Raw genomic sequence first — 26,501 nt, 5'->3', positions numbered from 1 at the left:
TTTATATTATGTTCGCCGTCATTCGGCATTTTTAGAGTCACAGAAGTTCATGGGTAATACGGCCATCCACCAGGGTCAGTACAACGGTGGAAGTCCGTAACTCATCATTCGGGCAGCTCAACAAATTACGGTCAAAAACCGCGATATCCGCACGTTTTCCCGGCTCAAGGCTACCGGTCATATCTTCCATGCCGTGATGTCGAGCACTATTCAGCGTCCAGGCCGTTAAGAGCTGCTGTCGCGTCATTCCGCGTTCGCGGTACCAGCCATTCACGGGTGAACCATCAGGGAACTGGCGACAGCAGGCGGCATACATCGCGTCAGGAACAGAAGGAATAAACAGGGGCAGATCGGTACCAATAGTGACCGTTACGCCAGCCCCGAATAGTGCGGCATAATCGTAGAATTGCGCTTCGCGCTCTTCGCCATAGCGTTCGCGCATATAGGCTTCGGCTTCGCAGGGGTTAAGGAGCAGAATTTGTGCATAAACTTCGGCAAAGAGGCCGAGCTCAGCCATTCTGGGAATATCGTTTGGATGCGGGCATTCCAGATCGCTCAGAGAATGTCTGATCACACTCTGCGGGTGACGCTGACGGCATTCGGCAAAAATATCTATACAGCGGCGAATTGCGGCATCGCCCTCCGCATTCATACAGCAGTTGAATCCACGAGCATCAGCCAGCAAAACCTGCTGGCGCAGGGCATCATAGTCAACGGGCCTTTCATTGTTCGTGCCGGGACGATCGGCATAGGGGTAAATCATATCGCCGGTATGATCGGCAATAACGCCATCGACCATAAATTTAAAACCATGAAACCGCAGCCATGGCGAATGAAAGCGGCGTCGGGCCTGTTCACCGAAAGCAAGATCGACAGGCGCAGATACGGGCTGAGAAACAATGCTCACCCTCAGCGACAGCGCATCCTCTTTTTCCAGTTCATCCCAGGCATTCATCAACCGCGGCGCATCGTTGAAACAAACGTCTTTTATCGCCGTGATTCCCTGTCCGGCAAGTCGGGTCATAAATGCCCGCATTTCTTTTTTTAACTGTGCGGTATCAGCCAGCATCTCATCCAATAATGCGATTCTCGCCTCCGCGCTGCACTCTTCAGCGGTAAAGCCATAAAGCTCCACGGCGGCACGGTTCATCCAGCAATAGCTTTTGTCATCGTTAATGGCGACAACCGGCCTCTGCGGGAAAGCGTCATCCAGTAACCTGGCATCAGGCACCGCTCCCCAACGGGCAACAGACCAGCCCCAGCCATAGAGGCTTTTCCCCTCAGGGAGAAGATTTTCTGCAGCCTGTAGTAGTTCAAGAGCATGATTACTGTCGCGGGCGGCATGGAGATCGACGCCACGCCGCATGCTCATATAGCCGGTAAAAAACGTGTGATTATCGCAAAATCCCGGACAAATCAGGCGATCGCCAAGTTCGATAAAGCGAGTACTTTCACCTCTCCAGGGTTGAATATCTTCCCCATTCGCTATCATCGCCGCGATAGCGCCATTTTTAATGACGACATATCCGCTAAATAGCTCATTTCTGGCAGCAGTAAAAATAGCATCAGAACGTAAAATCAAATCAGCAGCTTCACTATGCATATTTCTTTCCTCACGGAAAAAGCGCACAAATCCCCGTTTCCGCCCGGCAAGCGGACGGAAATCAGTACGGAAAAATGAGAGAGGGCGTTATAGGTTAGTAGTGAGTCCCGTAGCCAAACGCCCCTTCTTTCAGGCAAATTTGTGCCGAGAAAGCTGCTGCTTTTTGCAGGCTATTGGTAATCGCTTCGCGCTTGTTACCCGTAGGTTGGGCCAGAAAATGGCAAACGAAAGCGGTAATAAAAGCATCACCTGCGCCCATTGTATCGACTGGAGTGACGTAATCGGGCGCCTGCTGATACCAATCCTGCCCGTCAAATAAAATCGCGCCTTCATCCCCACGCGTCGCGCAGACAATGCGACTCCCGCTGGCCTGCGCCTGTTGCACAATTTCACGCGTTTGCGCCAGGCTGTAGTCAGCGCATGAGAAGAATGCGAAGTCGACGTAGCGGCACAGCAGCAGCGCCTGCTCCAGTACAAAGTCATCTGAAAAATCGAAAGAGACAGGAATGTTGAGCTTGCGTAACTGAGGTAATTGCATCTCCATGTAGCTGTAACAACCGCTATGGATCAGATCAAACTCACGCAGGTATTGCTCATGCTGAAAAATAAAATCCATCGAAGTTGTCTTACGAATCCCCCCGGCGTTCGAACCAAGAAATATCCGTTCTCCCTCTTCGATTTTCAGCTGCGCACAGCCGTTCTCCCCGGCCACCTGCAGACAGTGGGGCCACTTGACGCCAACTTTATCCAGCACCTGCATAACGTGCTCCGCAGCGGCATCATTACCAAAAATCCCCAAATAGGCCGCATTGTGTCCCAACATGGCCGCATAAGTGGCAAAGTTCAACGCATTTCCACCGGGATACATGGTCTGAGTATGGGCGTATTTATCGACGACGTTATCGCCAATTCCAATCACATTCATCATAATTCCCCTTAGTATTCCACCAGCCCCATATAGCGGCGGGTATCCAATGGATGCTGACGAATGTCGGCAAGCGCAGAACGATATTCACACATGATGCTGTAAAACAGCACCGGGTTGAAAAACTCCACGACTGACGGAGGGAGAACCCCGATACCCAGTTCTTTAGCATCAACGACTTCCACTTTCTCTGCGTACTTGGTGAGGAAGACCAAAGCTCGCTCATCCATCGCCCGCGTACGGCCTTCGTTCATTAATAAAATAAACGGCGTCTCTTTATCCGTAACTTCGAAAGGCCCGTGGAAGTACTCACCGGAGTGAATAGGTGCGGCATGTAGCCATTGCATTTCCATTAGTGAGCAGATAGCAAAACCATAAGCATGGCCGTAAGAAGCTCCGCTGGAGAGGATATAGAAGAGTTTTTCATCCTGATATTTTTGGGCAAAACGCTGGCAGCGATCCGCAACCTGCTGACGGCCATGAGCAATGACGCCGTTAATTTGGGCCATTCCCTGTTGGAAATCAGCGTAATTATCGAAACCTTCAACCTGCTGCAGCGTATCAACGCACAGATTGAGGATAATCGCCATCGGATTATCGACCACATTGGTATCGTTACCCCAGGCATAGAGAATGTTGTGGCTGGCGTATTCGATCAGCTGTGCCTGAGCGTTGTGAGTCAGCGTAATAGTATGCGCTTGATGCTGCTGTGCAAGCTTAGCCGCAGCGACGGATTCTGGCGTGTTGCCCCCGTGCGAACAGACGATAACCAGCGAATTCACCCCCAACGTTTTTGGCGTCGCGTAGACAAACTCATTGGCGGTATACATGCCGACATGAAGCGTTGTCGCCTCGCTATCAAGAAAGTATTTAGCCGGATACATATCCACTAATGACCCGCCGCAGGCCACAAGGAACACCTGGCGGATTCCGCCTTTATCTTCTATCTCTTTCGCAACGGCATTAATTATTTCTTTAGTATTCATATAGTAATAACTCCACATCTCACTATTGATTGTTCAAATTAACGGAAACAACATTAATACGTTATATAACGTATTAATGAGATCGCCATCAAAATTTGCACAATGCGCGCGGTATGAGCATTTGGCTGAAGCATCAAATGAGAGGGAATAAGAAGTAAAAAATTGGGAATAGCTAGAAAAAACAAAGGCTAACAATGGTCACAAGACGACAATTGCTAGCCTTGGGTAAAAATACGCTCGTCAACTAAACCATCAGCATCTTCACAACCGCTTTGCGCACCTTCGCCGGTGCGCCAACCGCGCATAGCGGCTTATGCACTTCGCCGGGATAGAACACGACAAAGTCGCCTTCGCTGAGAATCACGGTTTTTTCCTGCGCCCCTTCAGCCAGGAAAGCGATGTCTTTATCCGCCAGCCAGTCGGTATCCGGCTCGCCGGCAGGGAGAACGCTAAAGGTCATGCCCTCCTGACCTTTCAATACAATCTGGATGTCCAGGTAGCGGGCGTGATACTCGGCGCGGCGGTCGGCCATCGGCTCGGTAGTATCTTCAGAAATGAGATAAAACAGATTGTTACCGTCAATATCATGTTTACCCAGCGGCGTCGCGTCGGTGACATGGGCTTTCACGTATTCAATAGCTTTGCGCAGAGGCTCCGGCAACCCGCTTTGCAGATGGTGAATATTTCCAACGATCATAGTAACCTCAAATGTAAAACAGCTTTTCATTTTCAGGTTTTATACCCCCCTTCTGACTGCCATACCACCACTTTTTACGGGTTTTTTGCGTTAACGCATGATTACCCAGGCAAACGTTTACCTGTTTGTGGATTAATCGCTTGATCCGAAAAATGAGCTGCGTATAATGCCACCCGTTTTGCCGGGAGGAATTATGGTTCAGTGTGTACGACATCGCGTCTTACCGCGTCTGAAAACAGACGCTGGCCTGCCGTTTTTCCTTTCCGTTGCATCCGTATTCGTAAAGCCCCTTTTTTAAGGGGCTTTTTTTTTGCCCAGGCGTCAGGAGATAAACATGGCTAACCCGCTATTCCAAAAACATATCATTTCCATAAACGATCTCAGCCGCGAAGACCTTGAACTGGTACTGGCGACCGCTGCAAAACTGAAAGCAAATCCACAGCCGGAGCTGCTCAAGCATAAAGTGATTGCCAGCTGCTTTTTTGAAGCGTCGACCCGCACACGCCTGTCTTTTGAAACCGCCATGCACCGCCTGGGCGCCAGCGTGGTCGGTTTCTCAGACAGCAGCAACACCTCGCTGGGCAAAAAAGGCGAAACCCTGGCCGACACCATCTCGGTCATCAGCACCTACGTCGATGCTATCGTGATGCGCCACCCGCAGGAAGGCGCGGCGCGCCTGGCGACCGAGTTCTCCGGCGGTATTCCGGTACTCAACGCCGGCGATGGCGCTAACCAGCATCCGACGCAGACCCTGCTCGATCTCTTCACCATTCAGGAGACGCAGGGCCGTCTGGAAAATCTTAACGTGGCGATGGTCGGCGACCTGAAGTATGGCCGTACCGTCCACTCCCTGACGCAGGCGCTGGCGAAATTTAACGGCAATCGCTTCTACTTTATCGCGCCGGACGCGCTGGCCATGCCGCAGTACATTCTCGATATGCTCGACGAAAAAGGCATTGCCTGGAGCCTGCATAACGCGATTGAAGAGGTGATGGAAGAGGTGGACATTCTGTATATGACTCGCGTACAGAAAGAGCGTCTCGACCCGTCAGAATATGCCAACGTCAAGGCGCAGTTTGTTCTGCGCGCCGCCGACCTGGAAGGCGCCCGTGAGAATATGAAGGTGCTGCATCCGCTGCCGCGCATTGACGAAATTACCACCGATGTTGATAAAACGCCGCACGCCTGGTACTTCCAGCAGGCGGGCAACGGCATCTTCGCGCGCCAGGCGTTACTGGCGCTGGTACTGAATAGCGATCTGGCGCTGTAAGGGGAAATAAAGATGACACACGACAATAAATTACAGGTAGAAGCCATCAAACGTGGCACCGTTATCGACCATATCCCGGCGCAGGTCGGTTTTAAGCTGCTGACGCTGTTCAAACTAACCGAAACGGATCAGCGCATCACCATCGGCCTGAACCTGCCGTCAGGCGAAATGGGCCGTAAGGATTTAATCAAAATTGAGAACACCTTCCTGACCGATGAGCAGGTCAACCAGCTCTCCCTGTATGCGCCTCAGGCCACGGTGAACCGCATTGATGAGTATGAAGTCGTTGGTAAATCCCGACCGAATCTGCCGGACCGTATCAATAACGTGCTGGTATGCCCGAACAGCAACTGCATCAGCCACGCCGAGCCGGTGTCCTCCAGCTTTGCGGTGAAGAAACGTGAAAACGATATCGCGCTGAAGTGCAAATACTGTGAAAAAGAATTTTCACATCATGTCGTGCTGGCAAACTAAATTTATTAGCGTCATCAGGAGCAGCCCCGAAAAGGGGCCTGTTCCTGAAAGCATCATATACATTAAACGCGCGGCTGCCATTTCAATGTTCGTTTAAAAAGGCATCACTCTGTCTCAGTTTATTATCATTTACGATCGTTTCACCTCATTGCTAAAATGAGTCATTATTTATATTCATCATTAAATATCATCGATATTGCTCCGGTATTTTTCGCTTTATACACTGCATAAACGCTTTCCAATAATTAATCATTGTTCACTGGATGAATTATGCAACTGAAGAAATTATCGATATATACCGCCGCATTATTATTTACCTCCTCGGCGTTGGCTCATGGCTACGTGGCGTTTCCGCCCAGTCGGGCCTATCAATGTAATACAGGCAAAAACAGCGACTGCGGCTCAGTACAGTGGGAGCCGCAAAGCGTTGAGCAAGCGAGCGGTTTTCCTGAAGGCGCAATGCCGCCGGACGGTCAACTGGCCAGCGCGGGTAAAGCCAACTTCTCGCAGCTTGATAGCCAGAGCCCGACTCGCTGGGCTAAAAGCGCAATAAAGAGCGGGGAAAATAACTTCATCTGGCACCATTCTGCCCCCCATAAAACTACCAACTGGCGTTATTACATAACCAAACAGAACTGGGACCAAAATAAGCCGCTGACGCGCAGCGATTTTGAAAGTAAGCCCTTCTGTCAAATTGACGGTAACGGCATGACGCCGGCTATTGAGGTCACCCACTCATGTAATGTGCCAGAGCGTACCGGTTATCAGGTTATTTATGCAGTCTGGGAAATCGCCGATACGGCAAATAGTTTTTATCAGGCCATTGACGTCGATTTTGGCGGTACCGGCGATGACGCTGAGAACAGTTCCCTCTGGACAACGCAGCTTACCGGTCAGCTGAGCGGAAAAGATCTTCATGCTGGTGATAAAGTCATTGCCCATTTCTTTAATGCCAGCGGAGAGGTTCATTCGCTGCAAACGGAATTGACTATTGCCAGCGAAGCGCAAGGGAAATCCAGCCAATGGTCTTACGATTTGGCGGAAGTCATTAATACCGCACACCATGATAGCCTGCGTGCCGGAGTAAAAGACGGCAGTGGCAACATTAATCCCATCTATGGCGTTAACCAGGTGTATGCGCCGCAAGGCAGCGCGTTGCAAAGCGTCACGCTGAGTTATAGCGAATCGCAAGCGGACGATACCGCGAAAGAATCCCTGAGCCTCAGCAACGTCGCCGTAACCCCCATCGAAAACGGCAAAGCAACGGTGACTTTCAACGCCGCGGCCAAAGGCGAAATGCATCTCACCGCCGTCGTCAGCGATCATGCGGGTGCAGAGAAAGGGAGTCTCCAGCAAACGATAGATAATCGCTCTCTGCCGTTATCGATTCCACTGACCAACGTTCAGGCAGGCCATCATATGCTGCGCTACTCAGCCAGTAATGCGCAGGGCGCCATCATCAGCCAGGGTGTGATCAACCTGATGCTGGAAGAGAAGAGCGAGCCAACGCCAGCGCCTGCGGGAAACTACGATTATACCTTCCCGGATAACATGAAAAGCTATACGGCGGGGACGAAGGTCATGCAGCCTAAAAATGGCAAAGTGTACCAATGTCGTCCGTTCCCCTACAGCGGCTACTGCGTACAGTGGAGCCAACACGCCAGCCAGTACGAGCCGGGGGTTGGCTCTGACTGGGCGATGGCCTGGGCCGAAGTCGCCCAATAATTTCTCCCGGCGGCTCACGCCTTATGCGGATAGCGCCCTGCGTTATCCGCTTTTCTCCTTCGCAAAATGCGGCCTGCTTAATGATAAAGCAGCCAGCACTCTTTATAATGGCCCACGCCAGTCTGATTACATTTAAATATTTCAGGAGAACTCATGTCTAAAACTATCGCGACGGAAAATGCGCCAGCAGCCATCGGCCCGTACGTTCAGGGCGTTGATCTGGGTAACATGATCATCACTTCCGGGCAGATCCCGGTAGACCCGAAAACCGGCAGCGTGCCGGAAGAGGTTGCTGCTCAGGCGCGTCAGTCGCTGGAGAACGTGAAAGCTATCGTCGAAGCCGCGGGCCTGAAAGTGGGCGATATCGTTAAAACCACCGTTTTCGTGAAAGACCTCAACGATTTCGCAACCGTTAACGCTGCGTATGAAGCCTTCTTCACCGAGCACAACGCCACCTTCCCGGCGCGCTCCTGCGTAGAAGTGGCGCGTCTGCCGAAAGACGTGAAGATTGAGATTGAAGCGATCGCCATTCGCCGCTAATCATAGACAGTATGAACAAAGGCAGCCCGTGGCTGCCTTTGTTGTTTCTGCTCTTAAAGCGCCTCGCTCACTGCCAGCCGTAGCGACGGCTGTAAAAGCCCTTAACCATTTGGGTCAGGGTCATATAGCCCGCCAGGATAGCAATCAGCCATGGGAAGTAGCTTAACGGCAGCGCCTGAAGCTGTAGATACCCCGCCAGCGGTGAGAACGGCAGCGCTACCCCAACCACCATGACCAGCAGCGTCATCACGATCAGCGGCCAGGCCGCGCGGCTCTGGATAAAGGGGATCCGCCGCGTGCGGATCATATGCACGATCAGCGTCTGTGACAGCAGGCCCACCACAAACCAGCCGGACTGGAACAGGGTCTGATGTTCCGGCGTATTGGCGTGGAACACCCACCACATCAGGCAGAACGTCAGAATATCGAATATCGAACTGATCGGCCCAAAGAAGACCATAAAGCGCCCGAGATCCGCCGGGTTCCAGCGCTGCGGTTTACGGATCTGCTCATCGTCAACGTTATCAAACGGAATGGCGACCTGGGAGACATCGTACAGCAGATTCTGGATCAGCAGATGCAGCGGCAGCATCGGCAAAAACGGCAGGAAGGCGCTGGCCACCAGCACGCTGAACACGTTGCCGAAGTTGGAGCTGGCGGTCATTTTGATGTATTTGAGCATATTAGCGAAGGTCCGGCGGCCTTCAATAACTCCCTCTTCCAGCACCATCAGGCTCTTCTCCAGCAGGATGATATCCGCCGCTTCACGAGCAATGTCCACGGCGCCGTCGACGGAAATACCGATATCCGCCGCGCGCAGCGCCGGGGCGTCGTTAATGCCGTCGCCCATAAATCCCACCACGTGTCCTTCGCGTTTCAGCAGAGTCACGATACGCTCTTTGTGCAACGGCGCCAGGCGCGCAAACAGGGTGGTACGTTTTGCCAGCTCGGCCAGTTCATCATCGCTCAGCGCTTCAACCTGGCTGCCGATCACCACGTCCCCCGCATCCAGACCTACTTCGTGGCAGACTTTGGCCGCCACCAGCTCGCTGTCTCCGGTCAGGATTTTGACCGTAATACCGCTGGCCTTCAGCGCTTTCAGCGCCGGGGCTGTGGTCTCTTTAGGCGGATCCAGAAAGGCGATATAGCCTTCAAGGATCAAGTCGGATTCATCCGCGCGCTGGTAGTCGCCTTCGCGGGCGGGCAGATACTTCGTCGCCACCGCCACCACGCGCAATCCCTGACGATTGAGGCTGTCGGTCACCCGACGGATGCGCCGCAGCATGGTGTCGTCCAGCGGTACGATGTCGCCGTTATAGCGCACTTGGGTCGAGACGTTGAGGATCTCCTGCAGCGCCCCTTTGCAGATCAGTTGATGAACGTTGCTCTGCTCCTGCACCACCACCGACATGCGGCGACGCTCAAAATCGAACGGGATCTCATCCACTTTCTGCCAGCGTTCCGCCAGCCCGCGCGCCGACTCCTGTTCAACGCCTTCCAGCACTGCGGTATCGAGCAGATTCTTCAGTCCGGTCTGATAGTGGCTGTTCAGCCAGGCCGTATGCAGCACGCGTTCGCTCACCTTGCCGGAGACATCGGTGTGGTTCTCCAGCACGATTTTATCCTGCGTCAGGGTACCGGTTTTATCGGTGCACAGAATATCCATCGCGCCAAAGTTCTGTATCGCGTCGAGGTGCTTGACGATCACTTTCTGTTTTGACAGCTTCACCGCCCCGCGCGCCAGGGTCGAGGTGACGATCATCGGCAGCATCTCCGGGGTCAGACCCACCGCGACGGAGAGCGCGAACAGCGCCGCTTCCCACCAGTCGCCTTTGGTATAGCCGTTAATCAGCAGCACAACCGGCGTCATCACCAGCATAAAGCGGATCAGCAGCATGCTGACCCGGCTGATCCCTTTCTGAAAGGCGTTCGGCTCGCTTTCCTGCTCGCTAACGCGGCCAGCCAGTTGACCAAACCAGGTACCGCCGCCGGTGGCGAAAACAATCGCCTGCGCCGAACCGCTCACCACGTTGGTGCCCATAAAGCACAGAGTGTCGCACTCCAGCGGGTTCGTCTGCAGCGGGTCGCGGGTGCGGGCGACTTTTTCAACCGGCAGCGATTCACCGGTCAACGACGCCTGGGCGACAAACAGATCGCGCGCCTGAATAACGCGCAGGTCTGCGGGGATCATGTCTCCCGCCGATAGCTTAACGATATCCCCCGGCACCAGCTGGTCGATGGGCAGCTCGCACCAGCGGCTTTCACCCTGCTCATTCACCACCCGCAGTACCGTCGCGGTATTGCTGACCATCGCCTTCAGGGCGTCCGCCGCTTTGGTCGAGCGGGCTTCCTGGATAAAGTTCAGCAGCGTGGAGATCCCCACCATCAGGGCGATGACCGCCGCGGCAAACAGATCTTCCGTCGAGTAGGAGACGATACCCAGGACGGTCAACAGCAGGTTGAAGGGGTTGCGATAGCAGCTCCACAGATGCACCCACCAGGGTGACGGCTTCTGCGCCGGGATCTGGTTTTCGCCATACCGGGCGATTTTCTGCGCCACTTCGCCTGCATTGAGCCCTTCCGGATGGCTGGCGAAAGCGCGCCAGATTTCATTCTCATCCATTGCCGCGACGTTCAGGCACTGCTTGCCAAGAGAATCGGGGATTGGCGCGCTCGCCATATTGCGGGCATCAGGAAGCGGATCGCGCTGGACTAAACGATGCGGTAAATGGCGGCCAAGCTGGGCGAACAGCTGGCGGGTAAAATTTTTCAACATAAACGGTCCCTCCGCGCTCGCACGAGCGAACGCAGCGCTAACGACAGGCGCAAGTCAACCTTACCTGTCAGGCATGTTATTTTTATGGCAGGGACATCAAAGACATCGCTGCTTTACGCTTCCGGTAAAGCAGCGCTAAGCAGATTTACCGGAAAAAGTGGTAGCTCCATCGAGGATGAGGAGTGGGATCGGGGTCCATAAAATCTCCGGTAAATGAATACAAACGGCGCGAATTATAACGTCACCGATAATCTATTTGTGGCTATTATGGCGATGATACCCCCCGGCAACTAAACCAGACGTAAACCAGACTTTGCTCATTGTGGTTTCGTTGAGTAGCATTAGGCTCACTTTAAGCGGACGACAACGAGAACCCTGCATGCAAAACCGGCTGACCATCAAAGATATCGCGCGCTTAAGCGGCGTCGGGAAATCGACGGTATCGCGCGTGCTTAATAACGAAAGCGGCGTTAGCGAACGCACTCGCGAGCGAGTCGAAGCGGTGATGCAGCAGCACGGTTTTTCACCCTCTCGTTCTGCCAGGGCGATGCGCGGCCAAAGCGACAAAGTGGTGGCGATTATCGTCACGCGTCTGGATTCATTGTCGGAAAACCTTGCCGTCCAGACCATGCTGCCCGCCTTTTACGAGCAGGGCTACGATCCGATTATGATGGAAAGCCAGTTCTCCCCGGCGCTGGTAGAGGAGCATCTCGGCATGCTCGCCCGGCGCAATATCGACGGCGTGGTGCTGTTTGGTTTTACCGGCATCCATGAAGAGATGCTCACCCCGTGGCGGGAGACGCTGGTGCTGCTGGCCCGCGACGCGCCGGGCATCGCCTCCGTGTGCTATGACGATGAAGGGTCGATCAGGATGCTGATGCAGCGCCTGTACGATCGCGGGCATCGCCACATTAGCTTCCTCGGCGTTCCGCACAGCGACGTCACCACCGGGCAGCGCCGCCACCAGGCCTACCTCGATTTCTGCCGTCAAAAGCACCTCTCGCCCCTTGCCGCGCTGCCAGGCCTGGGCATGAAGCAGGGCTACGAAAACGTCGCCTGCCTGCTGTCGGCTGAAACCAGCGCGCTGGTCTGCGCCACCGACACCCTCGCGCTGGGGGCCAGCAAATATCTCCAGCAACAGGGTATCGATCATCTCCAGCTTGCCAGCGTCGGCAGCACGCCGCTGATGAAGTTTCTCCACCCGGAGATCCTGACCGTCGATCCCGGCTACGCCGAGTCCGGACGCCAGGCGGCTAAGCAGCTGATCGAGCAGATCGCCGGCAGTCGGGAGCCTCGTCAAATCGTCATTCCCGCCGTACTGAATTAAGCCTGTCTTAACGATTTATGTGATCTTCGCTGCGTTTCGGGAACGTTCCCATTTTGCAATTCAAACGGAGCGAGTAGGATCCACTGCAAGTTAAATGCAACCTCTCCCCTCGGTCATGAGGCCTCATCATGAGTAAAGTAAATCAGCAGGACATCGATAAACTTATCGAACTGGTGGGCGGACGCGATAATATCGCCACCGTCAGCCACTGTATTACCCGTCTGCGCTTTGTGCTGAATAATCCAGCCATTGCCAAACCGAAAGAAATTGAACAACTACGCATGGTGAAGGGCTGCTTTACCAACGCCGGTCAGTTCCAGGTGGTGATCGGTACCGAGGTTGGCGACTACTATAATGCGCTACTGGCGACCACCGGCCAGGCCAGCGCGGATAAAGAGCAGGCCAAAAAAGCCGCACGCCAGAATATGAAGTGGCATGAACAGCTCATTTCACATTTCGCGGAGATCTTCTTCCCGCTGCTACCTGCGCTGATCAGCGGCGGCCTGATCTTAGGCTTCCGCAACGTGATCGGCGATCTGCCAATGAGCAACGGCCAGACGCTGGCGCAGATGCATCCGTCGCTGAAAACCCTTTATGACTTCCTGTGGCTGATTGGCGAGGCGATCTTCTTCTACCTGCCGGTGGGTATCTGCTGGTCTGCGGTAAAGAAAATAGGCGGCACGCCGATCCTCGGCATCGTGCTGGGCGTTACGTTAGTTTCTCCGCAGCTGATGAACGCCTACCTGCTGGGTCAGCAGGTGCCGGAGGTATGGAACTTCGGCCTGTTTACGATTGAGAAAGTCGGCTACCAGGCGCAGGTGATTCCGGCCTTGATGGCGGGGCTGGCGCTCGGCTTTATTGAAACGCGGTTGAAACGCATCGTGCCTGACTATCTTTACCTGGTGATCGTGCCGGTCTGTTCGCTGATCCTGGCGGTCTTCCTCGCGCACGCCTTTATCGGACCGGTTGGCCGCATGATTGGCGACGGCGTGGCCTGGGCCGTGCGTCATCTGTTAACCGGCAGCTTTGCGCCGATTGGCGCCGCGCTGTTCGGCTTCCTGTACGCCCCGCTGGTGATCACCGGAGTCCATCAGACCACGCTCGCCATCGATATGCAGATGATTCAAAGCATGGGCGGTACGCCGGTATGGCCGCTGATTGCGTTGTCCAACATCGCTCAGGCGTCGGCAGTGGTGGGGATAATCATCGCCAGCCGTAAACAGAACGAACGCGAAATCTCCGTTCCGGCCGCCATTTCCGCCTATCTCGGCGTGACGGAACCCGCTATGTACGGTATCAATCTGAAATACCGCTTCCCGATGCTTTGCGCGATGGTCGGCTCCGGTCTTGCCGGGCTGCTGTGCGGACTGAACGGTGTGATGGCCAACGGCATCGGCGTCGGTGGCCTGCCGGGCATTCTCTCTATTCAACCCACCTACTGGCAGGTTTACGCACTGGCGATGGCCATTGCCGTGATTGTGCCGATTGTCCTGACGACGGTCGTTTACCAGCGCAAATTCCGCCAGGGCACCTTACAGATTGTCTGACATCTTATTTTCGGGGCGCGCTGTCGCCCCCCTTTTTTGTAGCAGGAACGCAATATGAATACCCTTCCCCTCTGGTGGCAAAACGGCGTTATTTATCAAATCTATCCGAAGAGTTTCCAGGATACGACCGGCACCGGTACCGGCGATCTGCGCGGTGTCACCTCCCGCCTCGACTATCTGCAAAAGCTTGGCGTTGACGCTATCTGGCTGACGCCGTTCTACGTCTCACCGCAGGTGGATAACGGCTACGATGTGGCCAACTATACCGCTATCGGCCCCGCCTACGGCACGCTGGACGATTTCGACGAGCTGGTGGCTCAGGCGAAGGCGCGAGGAATTCGTATCGTGCTGGATATGGTGCTGAACCACACTTCGACCGAGCATGCCTGGTTCCGGGAAGCGCTCAGCAAAGAGAGTCCGTATCGCCAGTTCTATATCTGGCGCGACGGCGAGCCGACCACCCCGCCGAACAACTGGCAATCTAAGTTTGGCGGCAACGCCTGGCAGTGGCACGCCGAAAGCGAGCAGTACTATCTGCATCTGTACGCCGTTGAGCAGGCGGATCTGAACTGGGAAAACCCTGCCGTGCGCGCAGAACTGAAAAAAGTCTGCGAATTTTGGGCCGATCGCGGCGTCGACGGCCTGCGCCTGGACGTGATCAATGTTATCTCCAAAGACCAGTCCTTCCCGTCCGATACCGCTGGCGATGGCCGCCGCTTTTATACCGACGGTCCGCGATCGCACGAATTTTTGCAGGAGATGAGCCGCGATGTCTTCACCCCGCGAAATCTGATGACGGTGGGCGAAATGTCCTCCACCACGCTTGAACATTGCCAAAAATATGCGGCGCTCGACGGCAGCGAACTCTCGATGACCTTTAACTTCCACCATCTGAAGGTGGACTACCCCGGCGGAGAGAAGTGGACGCTGGCGCGACCGGATTTTGTGGCGTTGAAATCGCTGTTCAGGCACTGGCAGCAGGGAATGCACAATCGCGCCTGGAATGCGCTGTTCTGGTGTAACCACGATCAGCCGCGCATCGTCTCCCGTTTCGGTGATGAAGGGGAATACCGCGTCCCGGCGGCGAAAATGCTGGCGATGGTGCTGCACGGCATGCAGGGCACGCCCTATATTTATCAGGGCGAAGAGATTGGCATGACTAATCCGCACTTTACGCGCATCACCGATTATCGCGACGTTGAGAGCCACAACATGTATATCGAACGTGCGGCTCAGGGCCGGGACGCGAATGAACTGTTGGCGATTCTGGCCAGTAAATCGCGCGATAACAGCCGCACGCCCATGCAGTGGAACCGCGGTGAAAACGGCGGATTCACCGCAGGCGAGCCGTGGATTGCGCTGTGCGACAACTATCGCGAGATTAACGCCGAAGCAGCGCTGGCGGACCCGGAATCCGTGTTTTATGCCTATCAGCAGCTGATTGCGCTGCGCAAGAGCACGCCGGTGCTGACCTGGGGCGATTACCAGGACCTGCTGCCGGAACATCCGTCGCTGTGGTGCTACCGCCGTCAGTGGCAGGGACAAACGCTGGTCGTCGTGGCGAACCTGAGCCGCGAGTTCCAGCGCTGGCAGCCGGAAGCCATGAGTGGCGACTGGCGGACGCTCATGAGCAACTACGCGGAAGCGGCGAACCGCCCTGCCGATATGACCCTGCGCCCGTTTGAAGCGGTATGGTGGCTGCAGGAGTAACCCCCTCCCCGGCTTGCGCTACGCTTAGCCGGGCTACCGATTCACAGCCGTCTGCGGGCCGGTAGCCCGGGCAGGCGCGTCAAGCGCCGCCTCCGGGAATACGCTTTAAATACGGTCAGCCGCCGACAGCGTCGCGCTGGCCTCCGGCTGCGCGGACGCCTGCTCTTCTTTCGCCTTCAGGCGATCCCATACCCGGAAGAACGGATAGTAGATCACCAGCGAGATCGCCAGGTTCACCACCTGCAGCACCGCGCCGGAAATATGCCCTCCGGTCGCCAGATAGCCGCTCATAAAAATAGGCGTGGTAAACGGTAGCGCAATCCCCGCCGGCTTCATTACCAGCCCGGTGGCCATCGCGGTATACGAGACAATCACCAGCAGGACCGGCGTCAAAATAAACGGCAGGAAAAAGTACGGGTTCATTACCAGCGGAATGCCGAATACCATCGGCTCGCTGATATTAAACAGCGCCCCCGGTGCGGCGATTTTCCCCAGCTGTTTCATCTGCTGGCTACGGCTGCGCAGCAGCATAAAAATCACCAGCCCCAGCAGCGCACCGGTACCGCCGGGCGCAATCCACAGATCATAAAACTGCTGGGTAATGATATGCGGGATCGGCAGTCCATTCTGAAACGCTTCCAGGTTTTCCGACATATTCGACAGCCAGACCGGGCGAATAAACACCAGCACAATGGTGTCGCCGTGCAGCCCCAGGGTCCACAGGATACCAATCAGGATCACCGAGATAATCATCCCCGGCAGCGAACCGCCGACGTGCGACATGGGAATACCGATAAGGGTGGTAATCATGCTATTGATATCGCCGAACGGCGAAGCTTCAACGATCAGGCGCAGCGCCAGCACCACGGCCAGCACGCAGAAACCGGGGATCAGGGCGAGAAAAGATTTCGCCACCGCGGGCGGTACGCCGTCCGGCATGCGGATCACCAGATTACGGCTGGCCACCAGGCGATAAATCTCTGTAGAGAGCAGCGAAATCACAATCGCCACAAACAGTCCCTGGCTGCCAATCATCCCCACCGGCAGCACGCCTTTGACGATTTGCGCCGCTGAACCGTCTGCCGGCGTAAAGAGCGTCACCTGGGGGATTGTCATCACAAACGCCACCAGCGACATCGCCCCGGCGCTTAGCGGATCCAGGGTGCGATATTTCTCCGCCAGCCGGTAGGCAATGCCGAAGGCGGAGAGCAGCGCCATGATGTCATAGGTCGCTTTGACAGGGTACAGCATCTTATCGCACCAGGCACCGCCAAACACGCTGGCCATCAGCTCACCGTAACCAGGGATCGGCAGATAAGCGAATATCAGGAAAAACGAACCGATCAGCATAAACGGCATATTAAGGATAATGCCGTCACGTACCGACAGGACATGCTTCTGCCCGCCGATTTTCAGCGCGGCGGGCATGACATAGCGTTCAATAAATGAAGTACGAGACATAGTGGTATCCCCGAAGGCGGAAAAGTTTAGTTAAACTGCGTTAACCAGGGGCGGTTGATGGTTAACACCTCATCAAGCAGCGCCCGGGCATCGGTCACATTCCCGACCAGCGGGTTACTCACCAGCGCCAGCAGCGCGCTATCCCGGCAGCCGTGGACCGCGGCCTCAATCGTCAAGCGCTCGAAGGCTTTCACCTGTTGCGTCAGTCCGTTCATGATCGGCGGCAGCGCGCCAAAGGCCAGCGGTCGTGCGCCCTGCGCGTCAATAATGCTGTTAATTTCCACCACCGCATCATCATCGAAGCCGTGAATCGCGCCGTTGTTGCGGGTGTTGACGACCATCTCCTTGCCAAGATTGTTGTAGATGGCGTTAATCAGCTCCACCGCCACTTCGGAGTAGTACGCACCGCCGCGGAAGCTCAGCTGTTCGGGCTTTTCATCCAGATCGGGCCGGGCATAGATATCAAACAGCTCCTGTTCCACCTTCATCACCTGCTCTGCGCGGGTGCCTTTGGTTTTTGCCGCTTCAATCTCTTCCGCCAGCATCGCCGGCGTCAGCCAGTAATAGCGATGATAGGGACAGGGGATCGCCTTCAGGGCCCGCAGAAACTCCGCCGGCCACGGCAGCGATTGAATATTGTTCATCGAGAGCGATTGACCGTCACACAGCATGTCGATGACCTTGCTGGTCACCTCTTCCCGCCCCTGCATCACCTTGTGTACCCAGACCATATGATTCAGCCCGGCGAAGCTCAACCGAACCTCCTCTTCTTTTGCGTCCAGCATTCCGGCAATCATATGCTGCATATTGATGGGCACGTTGCACAGGCCGATGATTTTGGCGCTGCTGTAGCGACTCACCGCTTCCGTCACAATCCCGGCCGGATTGGTAAAATTGAGGATAAAGGCATCGGGCGCCAGCGCTTCCACCTTGCGGGCAACCTGTAAAATCACCGGAATAGTGCGCAGCGCTTTGGCAAATCCGCCGACGCCGGTAGTTTCCTGGCCCAGCAGCTGATACTTCAGCCCCAGACGCTCATCCGCCGCCCGCGCCGCCAGCTGACCAACCCGCAGCTGAGTCAGCACAAATTTAGCGCCGCGAATGGCCTCATCCAGGCTGAAATGCACGCTGACCTTAACCTGTTCGAGGCCATGGCGCTTAAACATACGCTGGGTCAGCGCGGCGATAATCGCCACTTTCTCGCGCCCGGCGTCAACATCGACCAGCGCCAGCTCCGTGACCGGAATCTGCTGATGGCGAAGGATGATGCCTTCGATAAGTTCCGGCGTATAGCTGCTGCCGCCGCCGATTACAGCTATTTTCAATGCTTGCATAGTGGCCTCATTTTTGGCGTACAGATCCCCGCGCAAGGCCGCAGTGGCTTTGCGAAATGAACGCGTTGATGGGAAAGCGTTAGTGGTTCAGCAGAGCGAGCGCTTTATCCAGTACGGCGGCCCCGCGCATCATGCCGTAATCCGCCATGTCGATCACCGCCACGGCTTTTCCGTGCGGGGCAGCAAGCTCCGTCAACCGGGCCGCTTCATACTTCACCTGCGGCCCAAGCAAAATCACGTCGGCATTGGGCAACTCGCGCTCAAACTCGGCGACGGGTACAGCGTAAATCTCCAGCGCCAGCGCGCGCTGTTGCGCCTCGGCTTTCATTTTGTTAACCAGCATGCTGGTGGACATTCCGGCGGCGCAGCACAGGACAATACGTGGCATAATTCCTCCCCATGGGTTTTGCTTGAGCGAGTGCTAAACAGGCACCATCGACTATAGGGCGAGGTGCGGGTACAGAAGAAGGCTATATGAAAATTTTTTTCACGTACGTGATCGAGGCGTTATTTTTCATCCTTATAATTGCCCATAAAAAGCCGAACCAGCAATAATCCCAGGCATTACGCGTGATTAAGTGGTATAAAAAGCCATCATTATTTGAAAAATATTTTCAATCTGGCGGTGGCAGAGAGAGGCTGAAAGCATGGATATCGTAGGACAGTTACAGGAAGGCATGACTCGCTTAAGCGCTCAGGAATCGAAGGTCGCGGCATTTATTCTGCAGAATTTAAGTTTTACCGCCAGCGCCTCGATTGATGAACTGGCGGCGCGCGCTGGCGTGAGCGCAGCCACGATTACCCGCTTTGCCCGCTCCGTAGGCTGCGAGGATATTCGTGATTTGCGTAAGCAGCTGGCGCAGGCTTGCGAACGGCGCACCGGTTGGCTAAACGAAGAGAGCGCCGCGCTGCCCGCCGCGTGGCGCGACAAATTAAGCCTGATTAGCACAAGTCTGGAACAACAGCTGGTAAGCACCCCCGAATCTACGCTGCAAAAGCTGCGCACGCGTCTGCAAAATGCCCGCGCCGTACACTGTTTCGCCCTTGGCGCACAGGATATTGCGCTGGCCACGCTGCTCCAGCACCAGCTGCTCTCCATCGGGATCGTGATGAATCTCTGCCAGGACAGCGCCCTGATGCGCATGATAGCCAGTACCCTTAGTGACGATCATCTTCTGCTGGTGCTGGCAACCGGCGAGGCCGATGCGATTTTGCAGGGCGCGACCCTGCTGGCCCGGGTACAAGAAGCGACAATTTTCGCCCTCACTCCCGCCGACCATTCATTAAGCAATATGGCCTCCGCGCTGCTGCCCCTGCCCGAGAATGCACAAGCCGCCCGCTACGCCCTGCTGCTGCTGGTCGACCTGCTTAACGACGCGCTGCTCGCCTGACGTTATCCCTATCGGGCCTGAATTTCCTGCGTTCAGGCCCCATTTTTGCTTATTTTATAAGCGGATAAATTTACATTAAGCGCAAGCGCCCATCATTCCTGCTCTCCTCTTTTTACTTTGTTCTGCATCAATAAAATTGCAAACATCTTTGATGCAAAGCACTACATATAGAACTTAAAATGCGCCCCGGCCCCACATATTGTATTAATAGTCTATTATGTCACCACAACCCATCGTACCCGGGCGGTGATGGGATGTGGATAAAAAGGGCCGGGATCGGAGGGAAACGGCGGCAGCTATAGCGCCCCGGGACTTCGGTTAACCTTCCGCCTCTGTGGATAACCTGTTCTATAAAAAGTATGGAGTGATCATGACACCGCATGTGATGAAACGCGATGGCTGTAAAGTGCCGTTCAAGTCAGAGCGCATTAATGAAGCAATTCTACGTGCAGCTAAAGCAGCGGGAGTCGATGACGCAGACTATTGCGCCACCGTCGCAGAAGTCGTTAGCCAGCAAATGCAGGGCCGTACCCAAGTTGATATCAACGAGATCCAGACCGCCGTTGAGAATCAGCTGATGTCCGGCCCTTACAAGCAGCTGGCGCGTGCCTACATTGAATATCGCCACGACCGCGATAGCCAGCGTGAAAAACGCGGTCGTCTGAACCAGGAAATTCGCGGCCTGGTTGAGCAGACCAACTCGGCGTTACTCAACGAGAACGCCAACAAAGACAGTAAAGTTATTCCTACCCAGCGCGATCTGCTGGCGGGTATCGTGGCTAAACACTATGCGCGTCAGCACCTGCTGCCGCATGATGTAGTGATGGCGCACGAGCGCGGCCTGATCCACTATCACGATCTCGACTATTCGCCATTCTTCCCGATGTTCAACTGCATGCTGATCGATCTTAAAGGCATGCTGACGCAGGGTTTTAAAATGGGCAACGCCGAGATTGAGCCGCCGAAGTCCATCTCTACCGCCACCGCGGTAACGGCGCAGATTATCGCGCAGGTCGCCAGCCATATTTATGGCGGCACGACCATCAACCGCATCGATGAAGTGCTGGCGCCGTTTGTTACCGAAAGCTTCAATAAGCACCGTAAAATTGCCGAGGAGTGGCAAATCCCCGACGCCGAAGGTTATGCCCGTTCCCGCACCGAGAAAGAGTGCTACGACGCCTTCCAGTCGCTGGAATATGAAGTGAACACCCTGCATACCGCCAACGGTCAGACGCCGTTCGTCACCTTCGGTTTCGGCCTCGGTACCAGCTGGGAATCGCGTCTGATTCAGCAGTCCATTCTGCGCAATCGCATCGCGGGACTCGGTAAAAATCGCAAAACGGCGGTGTTCCCCAAGCTGGTCTTCGCCATTCGCGACGGCCTGAACCATAAGTTTGGCGACGCGAACTACGACATTAAACAGCTGGCGCTGGAGTGCGCGAGCAAGCGCATGTATCCGGATATCCTCAACTACGATCAGGTCGTGAAGGTGACCGGCTCGTTCAAAACCCCGATGGGCTGCCGCAGCTTCCTCGGCGTGTGGGAAAACGAGGACGGCGAACAGGTGCACGATGGCCGCAACAACCTCGGCGTTATCAGCCTCAACCTGCCGCGTATTGCCCTGGAAGCCCGCGGCGACGAAGCTGTGTTCTGGAAACTTCTGGATGAGCGTCTCCAGCTGGCGCGTAAAGCGCTGATGACCCGCATCGCCCGTCTGGAAGGAGTGAAGGCTCGCGTTGCGCCGATTCTGTATATGGAAGGGGCCTGCGGCGTGCGCCTGAAAGCGGATGACGACGTTTCGGTGATTTTCAAAAACGGCCGCGCGTCGATTTCTCTTGGCTATATCGGTATCCATGAAACCATCAACGCGCTGTTCGGCAATAAGCCTATGTACGATAGCGAAGCGCTGCGTGAAAAAGGCGTCGCCATCGTTCAGCGTCTGCGCGAAGCGGTAGACCAGTGGAAAGACGAGACCGGCTACGGCTTTAGCCTGTACAGCACGCCGAGCGAAAATCTCTGCGACCGCTTCTGCCGTCTGGACACCGCTGAGTTCGGCGTGATCGAAGGCGTCACCGACAAAGGGTATTACACCAACAGCTTCCACCTCGATGTGGAGAAGAAGGTGAACCCGTACGATAAAATCGATTTTGAAGCGCCTTACCCGCCGCTGGCTAACGGGGGCTTTATTTGCTACGGCGAGTACCCGAATATTCAGCACAACCTGCGGGCGCTGGAAGACGTGTGGGATTATAGCTATCAGCACGTGCCCTATTACGGGACCAATACGCCTATCGATGAGTGCTACGAGTGCGGTTTTACCGGTGAGTTCGAGTGTACCAGCAAAGGCTTCACCTGCCCGAAATGCGGCAACCACGATGCCTCTCGCGTGTCGGTAACCCGCCGGGTATGCGGTTATCTCGGAAGCCCGGACGCCCGCCCGTTCAACGCCGGCAAGCAGGAAGAAGTGAAGCGCCGCGTGAAGCATCTGGGCAACGGGCAGATCGGTTAATTCCAGGTGGTTTAACCCCTTCCCCTCTCCCCAACGGGGAGAGGGGGCCGGCCCCGTAGCCGTTTGGCCACTAAGGAGCCGTTCCCGGATCGCGGCGCAAAGCGCCTTATCCGGGCTACAACCCCGTATGCGGCTCTTCGTAGCCCGGCCGAGCGCAGCGACGCCGGGAGCCGTTCCCTTTACAAATGCACAGCCCCTCCGTTTTCACAAAGCAATTAGCGTCAGAGCAAGGCGGTAAACGAGGGAATCCCCGGGAGCGTACATTAAGTACGTGACTGGGGTGAGCGAGCGCAGCCAACGCGGCTATGGCGTTAATTGAGAAGCGAAAAATGAATTACCATCAGTACTACCCGGTAGATATTGTTAACGGTCCGGGCACCCGCTGCACCCTGTTCGTTTCCGGCTGCGTTCACGAGTGCCCCGGCTGCTACAACAAAAGCACCTGGCGGCTGAACTCCGGCATGCCGTTTACCGCCGAGATAGCCGACCGCATCATTGCTGACCTCAACGATACGCGCATCAGGCGCCAGGGGATCACGCTTTCCGGCGGCGACCCGCTGCACCCGCAGAACGTGCCGGAGATCCTTAAGCTGGTGCAGCGCGTTCGCGCCGAGTGCCCCGGCAAAGATATCTGGGTATGGACCGGCTACAAGCTGGACGAACTTAACGACGCGCAGATGCAGGTGGTGGATCTCATCAACGTACTGGTTGATGGCAAATTTGTGCAGGATCTCAAAGACCCGGCGCTAATCTGGCGCGGCAGCAGCAATCAGGTTGTGCATCACCTGAGATAGCCTCTCGCGACAGCCGTTTATTGACGTTCCGATAGACGGCTAGTTTTTCTCGTTTTCCCACAGGAATAACCTAAGCCTTCAATCACCACCTTATCCCGAACCTGATACACCAGTCGGTATCCCGCTGATTTCAGCTGAATTTTATAGCAGTCGGGTCAGCCGCGAAGATTCAATATGAAGGTTCTCCAGCACGACCGCCAGCTGACTTTTGAACTGCTCTTTTACGGTTTCACCCAGCTTATACCATTCTCTGGCAGCGCATCTCAAAACCGGCTGACGCACTCCATGGCCACCGCTTTAAACTCAGCAAAGCTGCGGGTGGCAGCCAGGCGGGGCATTGCGCGCTCGCGCAGGAAGGTGACGAAAATATCGTAGATCGCCATCGCCTCTTCATACTCGCTTTTACTGATGGCGAGCAGGAAGATGATATGCGCGGTTTCATCGCCCCAGGCGATGCCGTGCGGCGCAATCACGGTATAAACCACGGTCTTTTTTGCCAGCAGCCCGAGGGCGTGAGGTAGCGCGATCCCGTCGCCAAGCATGGTACTGACGATAGCCTCACGCTCCGCGACCGAATCATGGAACTCCGCCCCGACAAACCCCTCCTGCTGCAGCTGCTGGCACAGCGTAGCAAACAGCGCCTGCTGATCCATCGGGGTATCTATCACCTGAAAGTGAGTCTCATCAAAATACTTATTCAGCATCCAGGGACGGGTGCGGTCCACCAGCACCAGCTTGCCGATTTGGTCGAGCTGGTAGTCGGTAGGAAATGGCGCAATGGTAACTACCGGCTTATCTTTCTCGCTGATGCGCACGGTGGAAATGACAAAATCTTCCGCGATCTCTTCCCGCTGTTCATATTCGCGCTGCGAGAGGGTGGCGGCAATTTCCAGCTGCGGATACTTACGCTGCAGGATGGCTTCAATCATCCTCACCATCGCATTGCTGGTATCGCAGACCAGCAGCACCTGAGGCTGGCGCTGGTAGCCGATATTGTAATGGCGCTCCAGCCCGACGCCGATATGCAGCACCAGAAAGCCGATCTCGTTTTCGCTGATGGCGTAGGGGGTATATTTTCCCCAGCTGGATACCGCCGCCAGGGTCATGTCCCACGCCATGGGGTAGTGCTGTTTGATATTTTCCAGAAGCGGGTTGGGGATCATTATCTGGTAGCGCACGCGGGTGATCATGGTCTTAATATGGGTCAGCAAATCCGCATGCAGCTGGGCATCCTCCAGCAAATTATAGTTATATTGCTGATTGATATAGCGCAGGATGTAGTTCACCAGCGCTTCGTCGTCGTCGGCGCTGATAGTCCCCGGATCGACATCCTGCACCTGGCGGGCGGCAAGGTGGACGCACAGCCACTCCTCTTCCGCCGGAGCAAGCGGTTTGCCCGCCAGCTGCTGCATCGTATTTGCCAGCTCGCGGGCGGCATCGCGTACGTTTTGCGCGACATCCTCGGCGCTAAAATCGGCTAAAGGATATCCTTCGCTCACTCGGCGCACGGCAACCGCGCCGTACAGGCAAATAAAGCGCTCCCCGGCGTCGGTCAGGCGAACGTGATGGCGGGTTAGCGTTTCCTGCAGCACGCCAGCCAGCAGCGTCGGTACGCTGGCATCAAACGCTTCTTCACCGATAAGCGGGTTCAGCGGCCCCTGCTGACTTAGCTCCCACAGCAGATCGGTCAGGCAGGCGCGAATGGAGACCTCGCTGCCGAACAGCTTCATACCGTGACGCGGCCGGGTCTCAAGGGTGAGCTGATAACGCTGAAAGCGCTCGCGTACGTCAACCATATCGCCCTGTAAGGTGGCGCGGCTGACGAACCACGCATCGGCCAGATCCTCCAGCTTGATTGAGAAAGCGGAAGTTAAAAAGCGCACCAGCAAAAAGTGGATGCGATCCGCCGCGGTTCGCGGGATATGCTGCGCTTTCGGCGCACTCTCTTCCAGCGTCTGATAGCGCGACGAATCGTGAATCACCAGCTGATAACCGCTGCCGCGGGTGAGGATAAACTGCGCGCCATAGTGCTGCAGCAGCGCGTTCAACGCGGTGATGTCCGCGCGCACCGTGCGAGTAGAAACCGACAGCCGCTGCGCCAGCTCCTCCTGGGGCAGCGTTTCGTTTTGCAACAGGGTAAACAGCTGCGCTAAACGTTGATTGGGAAATCGCATGTCAGTTCCTTTTTCTTACGGCTCAGGGTTGAGCGGATATCACCATCTGCGACGGGCTGCCAACCGGGGTATAGTCCGGAGAGAACGTCAGCCTGCCATCCTTCGGCGCGACGCGAAAGCGGGTGATGTTGTCGCTACGCTGGTTCATGACGTACAGCCACTGCCCCTGACTGTCGAGCGTCAGCGTGCGCGGATAGTCGCCGCGGGTCCAGATATCGTCCTGATGGCGCAGGCTGCCGTCGGCCAGCACCGTAAAGTGGCCGATGCTGTTATGCAGTCGATTAGCAACGTACAGCTGCTTGCCGTCGCGGCTCAGAACCAGACCGGCGGCAAAACTGGTGCCCTTATACGCTTCCGGCAGCGCCGAGACCGTTTTCCCCTCGCGCAACAGGCCGCTTTGCTTATCGAGATGATAGAAAGTGAGCGTCGACGCCTCTTCGTTAATTAACCATAGCCCGTCGCCCTGCGGCGTAAACACAAAATGGCGCGGTCCGGCGCCGGGAGATGAGGCCGCAATAAACGGCGGATCGTTCGGCGTTAGCTTCCCGGTGGCGTTATCCAGCCGGTACTGATAGATCCGATCCAGCCCGAGGTCGGTGGAGTAAACGAACTTACCGCTGGGATCGGCGGCGATCATATGGGCGTGGGGGCCGTTATGATCGCTAATGGCAAAACTGCCTTCGACGGCTGCCGCCGGGCGTTCCGCACCCGCAGGGCCTTGATCCTGATGCACGTCCACCGCCTCGCCCAGGTTACCATCTTCTTTCACCGGCAGCACGGCGATACTGCCGCTGACGTAGTTTGCCACCAGCAGATGGCGTCCATCGGGAGTCAGGGAGAGATAAACCGGCCCGGCGCCGCCGGAAGCGACCTGATTCAGCTCACGCAGTTCGCCGTTACTGCCGATGCGCCACGCCTGCACCACACCCTTTTCCACTTCGCTGGCGGCGTACAGGGTTTTGCCATCCGCCGAAACGGTGAGCTGGGCCAGGTTAGGTAGCTTAGCGACCAGCGCTTTATCGCGCAGCTCCCCAGTCTGGTTATCGACGGTAAAGCGATACAGGCCTTCCCCATTGGGGTTGTAGGTACCGACCCAGGCGTACTGGGTTTGCGCAGCGGCGCCGGCGGCGAGCAGAGAGAGTGAAGCAACAAGCAGGTGACGAGCGGTTGGCATGGTGACTCCTTGATGGTTCGGTGGAGGTTTCCCCTTACCCTAATCCTCGCCCATAGGGCCGAGGGCGCAGTTCGGTATTTCTTC

22 protein-coding genes and 1 pseudogene are annotated in these 26,501 nt (G+C 55.8%); 11 read left to right on the top strand and 12 right to left on the bottom strand.

Going from position 1 to position 26,501, the window contains the following annotated elements; genetic code table 11:
* Positions 1 to 37 precede the first annotated feature (37 nt).
* The 4 genes from K2184_RS10710 to K2184_RS10695 all read right to left on the bottom strand — a co-directional run bounded on the left by K2184_RS10710 (position 38) and on the right by K2184_RS10695 (position 4,211).
* The gene (locus tag K2184_RS10710; protein ID WP_064372672.1) at positions 38 to 1,603 is read right to left on the bottom strand and encodes an amidohydrolase; all 1,566 of its coding nucleotides are present in this window, start codon (positions 1,601 to 1,603) and stop codon (positions 38 to 40) included.
* A 94-nt stretch (positions 1,604 to 1,697) separates the two neighbouring features.
* Positions 1,698 to 2,528: a PfkB family carbohydrate kinase gene (locus tag K2184_RS10705; RefSeq protein WP_163525038.1), complete on the bottom strand. Its 831-nt coding sequence runs from the start codon at positions 2,526 to 2,528 to the stop codon at positions 1,698 to 1,700.
* A gap of 11 nt (positions 2,529 to 2,539) precedes the next feature.
* Positions 2,540 to 3,514, bottom strand: a complete 975-nt coding sequence (locus K2184_RS10700; protein WP_004108909.1) for an SIS domain-containing protein — start codon at positions 3,512 to 3,514, stop codon at positions 2,540 to 2,542.
* A 244-nt stretch (positions 3,515 to 3,758) separates the two neighbouring features.
* Complete coding sequence (locus K2184_RS10695; protein ID WP_024273633.1) at positions 3,759 to 4,211, bottom strand: YhcH/YjgK/YiaL family protein; 453 nt, start codon at positions 4,209 to 4,211, stop codon at positions 3,759 to 3,761.
* 193 nt (positions 4,212 to 4,404) lie between these two features.
* On the opposite strand from K2184_RS10695, the gene K2184_RS10690 reads away from it, so the two are divergent.
* The 5 genes from K2184_RS10690 (at position 4,405) to ridA (ending at position 8,220) form a co-directional block, all read left to right on the top strand.
* A complete protein-coding gene (locus tag K2184_RS10690; RefSeq protein WP_100214958.1) occupies positions 4,405 to 4,509 on the top strand; it encodes a pyrBI operon leader peptide in 105 nt (34 codons plus the stop codon).
* Between the two features lie 36 nt (positions 4,510 to 4,545).
* The gene (gene pyrB / locus K2184_RS10685) at positions 4,546 to 5,481 is read left to right on the top strand and encodes an aspartate carbamoyltransferase (RefSeq protein ID WP_004108911.1); all 936 of its coding nucleotides are present in this window, start codon (positions 4,546 to 4,548) and stop codon (positions 5,479 to 5,481) included.
* A gap of 12 nt (positions 5,482 to 5,493) precedes the next feature.
* A complete protein-coding gene (pyrI, locus tag K2184_RS10680) occupies positions 5,494 to 5,955 on the top strand; it encodes an aspartate carbamoyltransferase regulatory subunit (RefSeq protein WP_004098115.1) in 462 nt (153 codons plus the stop codon).
* A gap of 270 nt (positions 5,956 to 6,225) precedes the next feature.
* The gene (gbpA, locus tag K2184_RS10675) at positions 6,226 to 7,680 is read left to right on the top strand and encodes an N-acetylglucosamine-binding protein GbpA (RefSeq protein ID WP_163525006.1); all 1,455 of its coding nucleotides are present in this window, start codon (positions 6,226 to 6,228) and stop codon (positions 7,678 to 7,680) included.
* A 153-nt stretch (positions 7,681 to 7,833) separates the two neighbouring features.
* Positions 7,834 to 8,220, top strand: coding sequence for a 2-iminobutanoate/2-iminopropanoate deaminase (gene ridA / locus K2184_RS10670; RefSeq protein ID WP_023320223.1), 387 nt, complete (start codon positions 7,834 to 7,836; stop codon positions 8,218 to 8,220).
* A gap of 67 nt (positions 8,221 to 8,287) precedes the next feature.
* Here ridA and mgtA read toward each other — a convergent pair whose 3' ends face one another.
* Positions 8,288 to 10,996: a magnesium-translocating P-type ATPase gene (gene mgtA, locus K2184_RS10665; protein WP_053064551.1), complete on the bottom strand. Its 2,709-nt coding sequence runs from the start codon at positions 10,994 to 10,996 to the stop codon at positions 8,288 to 8,290.
* A 145-nt stretch (positions 10,997 to 11,141) separates the two neighbouring features.
* Positions 11,142 to 11,195, bottom strand: a complete 54-nt coding sequence (gene mgtL, locus K2184_RS10660) for a mgtA regulatory leader peptide MgtL (RefSeq protein ID WP_139025212.1) — start codon at positions 11,193 to 11,195, stop codon at positions 11,142 to 11,144.
* A 180-nt stretch (positions 11,196 to 11,375) separates the two neighbouring features.
* Here mgtL and treR point away from each other — a divergent pair, with 180 nt between their 5' ends.
* From treR to treC, 3 genes are all read left to right on the top strand, one after another.
* Positions 11,376 to 12,323, top strand: coding sequence for a trehalose operon repressor TreR (treR, locus tag K2184_RS10655; RefSeq protein WP_032728794.1), 948 nt, complete (start codon positions 11,376 to 11,378; stop codon positions 12,321 to 12,323).
* A 128-nt stretch (positions 12,324 to 12,451) separates the two neighbouring features.
* Positions 12,452 to 13,870 carry a PTS trehalose transporter subunit IIBC gene (gene treB, locus K2184_RS10650; RefSeq protein ID WP_064372682.1) on the top strand — a complete coding sequence of 473 codons (1,419 nt, stop codon included), beginning with the start codon at positions 12,452 to 12,454 and terminating at the stop codon, positions 13,868 to 13,870.
* Between the two features lie 54 nt (positions 13,871 to 13,924).
* The gene (gene treC, locus K2184_RS10645) at positions 13,925 to 15,580 is read left to right on the top strand and encodes an alpha,alpha-phosphotrehalase (RefSeq protein ID WP_163525008.1); all 1,656 of its coding nucleotides are present in this window, start codon (positions 13,925 to 13,927) and stop codon (positions 15,578 to 15,580) included.
* Positions 15,581 to 15,685: 105 nt separating this feature from the next.
* Here treC and celB read toward each other — a convergent pair whose 3' ends face one another.
* The 3 genes from celB to K2184_RS10630 all read right to left on the bottom strand — a co-directional run bounded on the left by celB (position 15,686) and on the right by K2184_RS10630 (position 18,763).
* On the bottom strand, positions 15,686 to 17,041 hold the full coding sequence (gene celB / locus K2184_RS10640; protein ID WP_163525010.1) for a PTS cellobiose transporter subunit IIC: 1,356 nt from the start codon (positions 17,039 to 17,041) through the stop codon (positions 15,686 to 15,688).
* Positions 17,042 to 17,067: 26 nt separating this feature from the next.
* Complete coding sequence (locus tag K2184_RS10635) at positions 17,068 to 18,375, bottom strand: 6-phospho-beta-glucosidase (RefSeq protein ID WP_004117522.1); 1,308 nt, start codon at positions 18,373 to 18,375, stop codon at positions 17,068 to 17,070.
* A 79-nt stretch (positions 18,376 to 18,454) separates the two neighbouring features.
* Positions 18,455 to 18,763, bottom strand: a complete 309-nt coding sequence (locus tag K2184_RS10630; protein WP_016809334.1) for a PTS sugar transporter subunit IIB — start codon at positions 18,761 to 18,763, stop codon at positions 18,455 to 18,457.
* A gap of 259 nt (positions 18,764 to 19,022) precedes the next feature.
* On the opposite strand from K2184_RS10630, the gene K2184_RS10625 reads away from it, so the two are divergent.
* The 3 genes from K2184_RS10625 to nrdG all read left to right on the top strand — a co-directional run bounded on the left by K2184_RS10625 (position 19,023) and on the right by nrdG (position 23,069).
* On the top strand, positions 19,023 to 19,766 hold the full coding sequence (locus K2184_RS10625; protein WP_004108963.1) for a MurR/RpiR family transcriptional regulator: 744 nt from the start codon (positions 19,023 to 19,025) through the stop codon (positions 19,764 to 19,766).
* 370 nt (positions 19,767 to 20,136) lie between these two features.
* Complete coding sequence (gene nrdD / locus K2184_RS10620) at positions 20,137 to 22,275, top strand: anaerobic ribonucleoside-triphosphate reductase (protein WP_023329147.1); 2,139 nt, start codon at positions 20,137 to 20,139, stop codon at positions 22,273 to 22,275.
* 329 nt (positions 22,276 to 22,604) lie between these two features.
* Complete coding sequence (gene nrdG / locus K2184_RS10615) at positions 22,605 to 23,069, top strand: anaerobic ribonucleoside-triphosphate reductase-activating protein (RefSeq protein WP_004108967.1); 465 nt, start codon at positions 22,605 to 22,607, stop codon at positions 23,067 to 23,069.
* A gap of 10 nt (positions 23,070 to 23,079) precedes the next feature.
* Here nrdG and K2184_RS10610 read toward each other — a convergent pair.
* The 3 genes and pseudogenes from K2184_RS10610 to K2184_RS10600 all read right to left on the bottom strand — a co-directional run.
* A pseudogene (locus K2184_RS10610) lies at positions 23,080 to 23,351 on the bottom strand (type II toxin-antitoxin system RelE family toxin); the annotation flags it as partial.
* Entirely contained in the window at positions 23,333 to 25,243 is a 1,911-nt protein-coding gene (locus K2184_RS10605) for a BglG family transcription antiterminator (protein WP_049128311.1), read from the bottom strand. The pseudogene K2184_RS10610 and the gene K2184_RS10605, both read right to left, overlap by 19 nt.
* 22 nt (positions 25,244 to 25,265) lie before the next feature.
* Positions 25,266 to 26,417 carry a lactonase family protein gene (locus K2184_RS10600; protein WP_004108973.1) on the bottom strand — a complete coding sequence of 384 codons (1,152 nt, stop codon included), beginning with the start codon at positions 26,415 to 26,417 and terminating at the stop codon, positions 25,266 to 25,268.
* Positions 26,418 to 26,501 lie beyond the last annotated feature (84 nt).

The organism is Klebsiella sp. K5-306 (assembly GCF_051835185.1).
Taxonomy (GTDB): Bacteria; Pseudomonadota; Gammaproteobacteria; order Enterobacterales; family Enterobacteriaceae; genus Klebsiella; species Klebsiella oxytoca.
The sequence above is the reverse complement of the archived record's forward strand: the minus strand, read 5'-3'. Positions and strand labels throughout refer to the sequence as shown.

Coding starts and splice junctions, on each gene's coding strand:
- K2184_RS10710 (WP_064372672.1), bottom strand. CDS start 1,603: ATGCATAGTGAAGCTGCTGATTTGATTTTACGTTCTGATGCTATTTTT.
- K2184_RS10705 (WP_163525038.1), bottom strand. CDS start 2,528: ATGAATGTGATTGGAATTGGCGATAACGTCGTCGATAAATACGCCCAT.
- K2184_RS10700 (WP_004108909.1), bottom strand. CDS start 3,514: ATGAATACTAAAGAAATAATTAATGCCGTTGCGAAAGAGATAGAAGAT.
- K2184_RS10695 (WP_024273633.1), bottom strand. CDS start 4,211: ATGATCGTTGGAAATATTCACCATCTGCAAAGCGGGTTGCCGGAGCCT.
- K2184_RS10690 (WP_100214958.1), top strand. CDS start 4,405: ATGGTTCAGTGTGTACGACATCGCGTCTTACCGCGTCTGAAAACAGAC.
- pyrB (WP_004108911.1), top strand. CDS start 4,546: ATGGCTAACCCGCTATTCCAAAAACATATCATTTCCATAAACGATCTC.
- pyrI (WP_004098115.1), top strand. CDS start 5,494: ATGACACACGACAATAAATTACAGGTAGAAGCCATCAAACGTGGCACC.
- gbpA (WP_163525006.1), top strand. CDS start 6,226: ATGCAACTGAAGAAATTATCGATATATACCGCCGCATTATTATTTACC.
- ridA (WP_023320223.1), top strand. CDS start 7,834: ATGTCTAAAACTATCGCGACGGAAAATGCGCCAGCAGCCATCGGCCCG.
- mgtA (WP_053064551.1), bottom strand. CDS start 10,996: ATGTTGAAAAATTTTACCCGCCAGCTGTTCGCCCAGCTTGGCCGCCAT.
- treR (WP_032728794.1), top strand. CDS start 11,376: ATGCAAAACCGGCTGACCATCAAAGATATCGCGCGCTTAAGCGGCGTC.
- treB (WP_064372682.1), top strand. CDS start 12,452: ATGAGTAAAGTAAATCAGCAGGACATCGATAAACTTATCGAACTGGTG.
- treC (WP_163525008.1), top strand. CDS start 13,925: ATGAATACCCTTCCCCTCTGGTGGCAAAACGGCGTTATTTATCAAATC.
- celB (WP_163525010.1), bottom strand. CDS start 17,041: ATGTCTCGTACTTCATTTATTGAACGCTATGTCATGCCCGCCGCGCTG.
- K2184_RS10635 (WP_004117522.1), bottom strand. CDS start 18,375: ATGCAAGCATTGAAAATAGCTGTAATCGGCGGCGGCAGCAGCTATACG.
- K2184_RS10630 (WP_016809334.1), bottom strand. CDS start 18,763: ATGCCACGTATTGTCCTGTGCTGCGCCGCCGGAATGTCCACCAGCATG.
- K2184_RS10625 (WP_004108963.1), top strand. CDS start 19,023: ATGGATATCGTAGGACAGTTACAGGAAGGCATGACTCGCTTAAGCGCT.
- nrdD (WP_023329147.1), top strand. CDS start 20,137: ATGACACCGCATGTGATGAAACGCGATGGCTGTAAAGTGCCGTTCAAG.
- nrdG (WP_004108967.1), top strand. CDS start 22,605: ATGAATTACCATCAGTACTACCCGGTAGATATTGTTAACGGTCCGGGC.
- K2184_RS10605 (WP_049128311.1), bottom strand. CDS start 25,243: ATGCGATTTCCCAATCAACGTTTAGCGCAGCTGTTTACCCTGTTGCAA.
- K2184_RS10600 (WP_004108973.1), bottom strand. CDS start 26,417: ATGCCAACCGCTCGTCACCTGCTTGTTGCTTCACTCTCTCTGCTCGCC.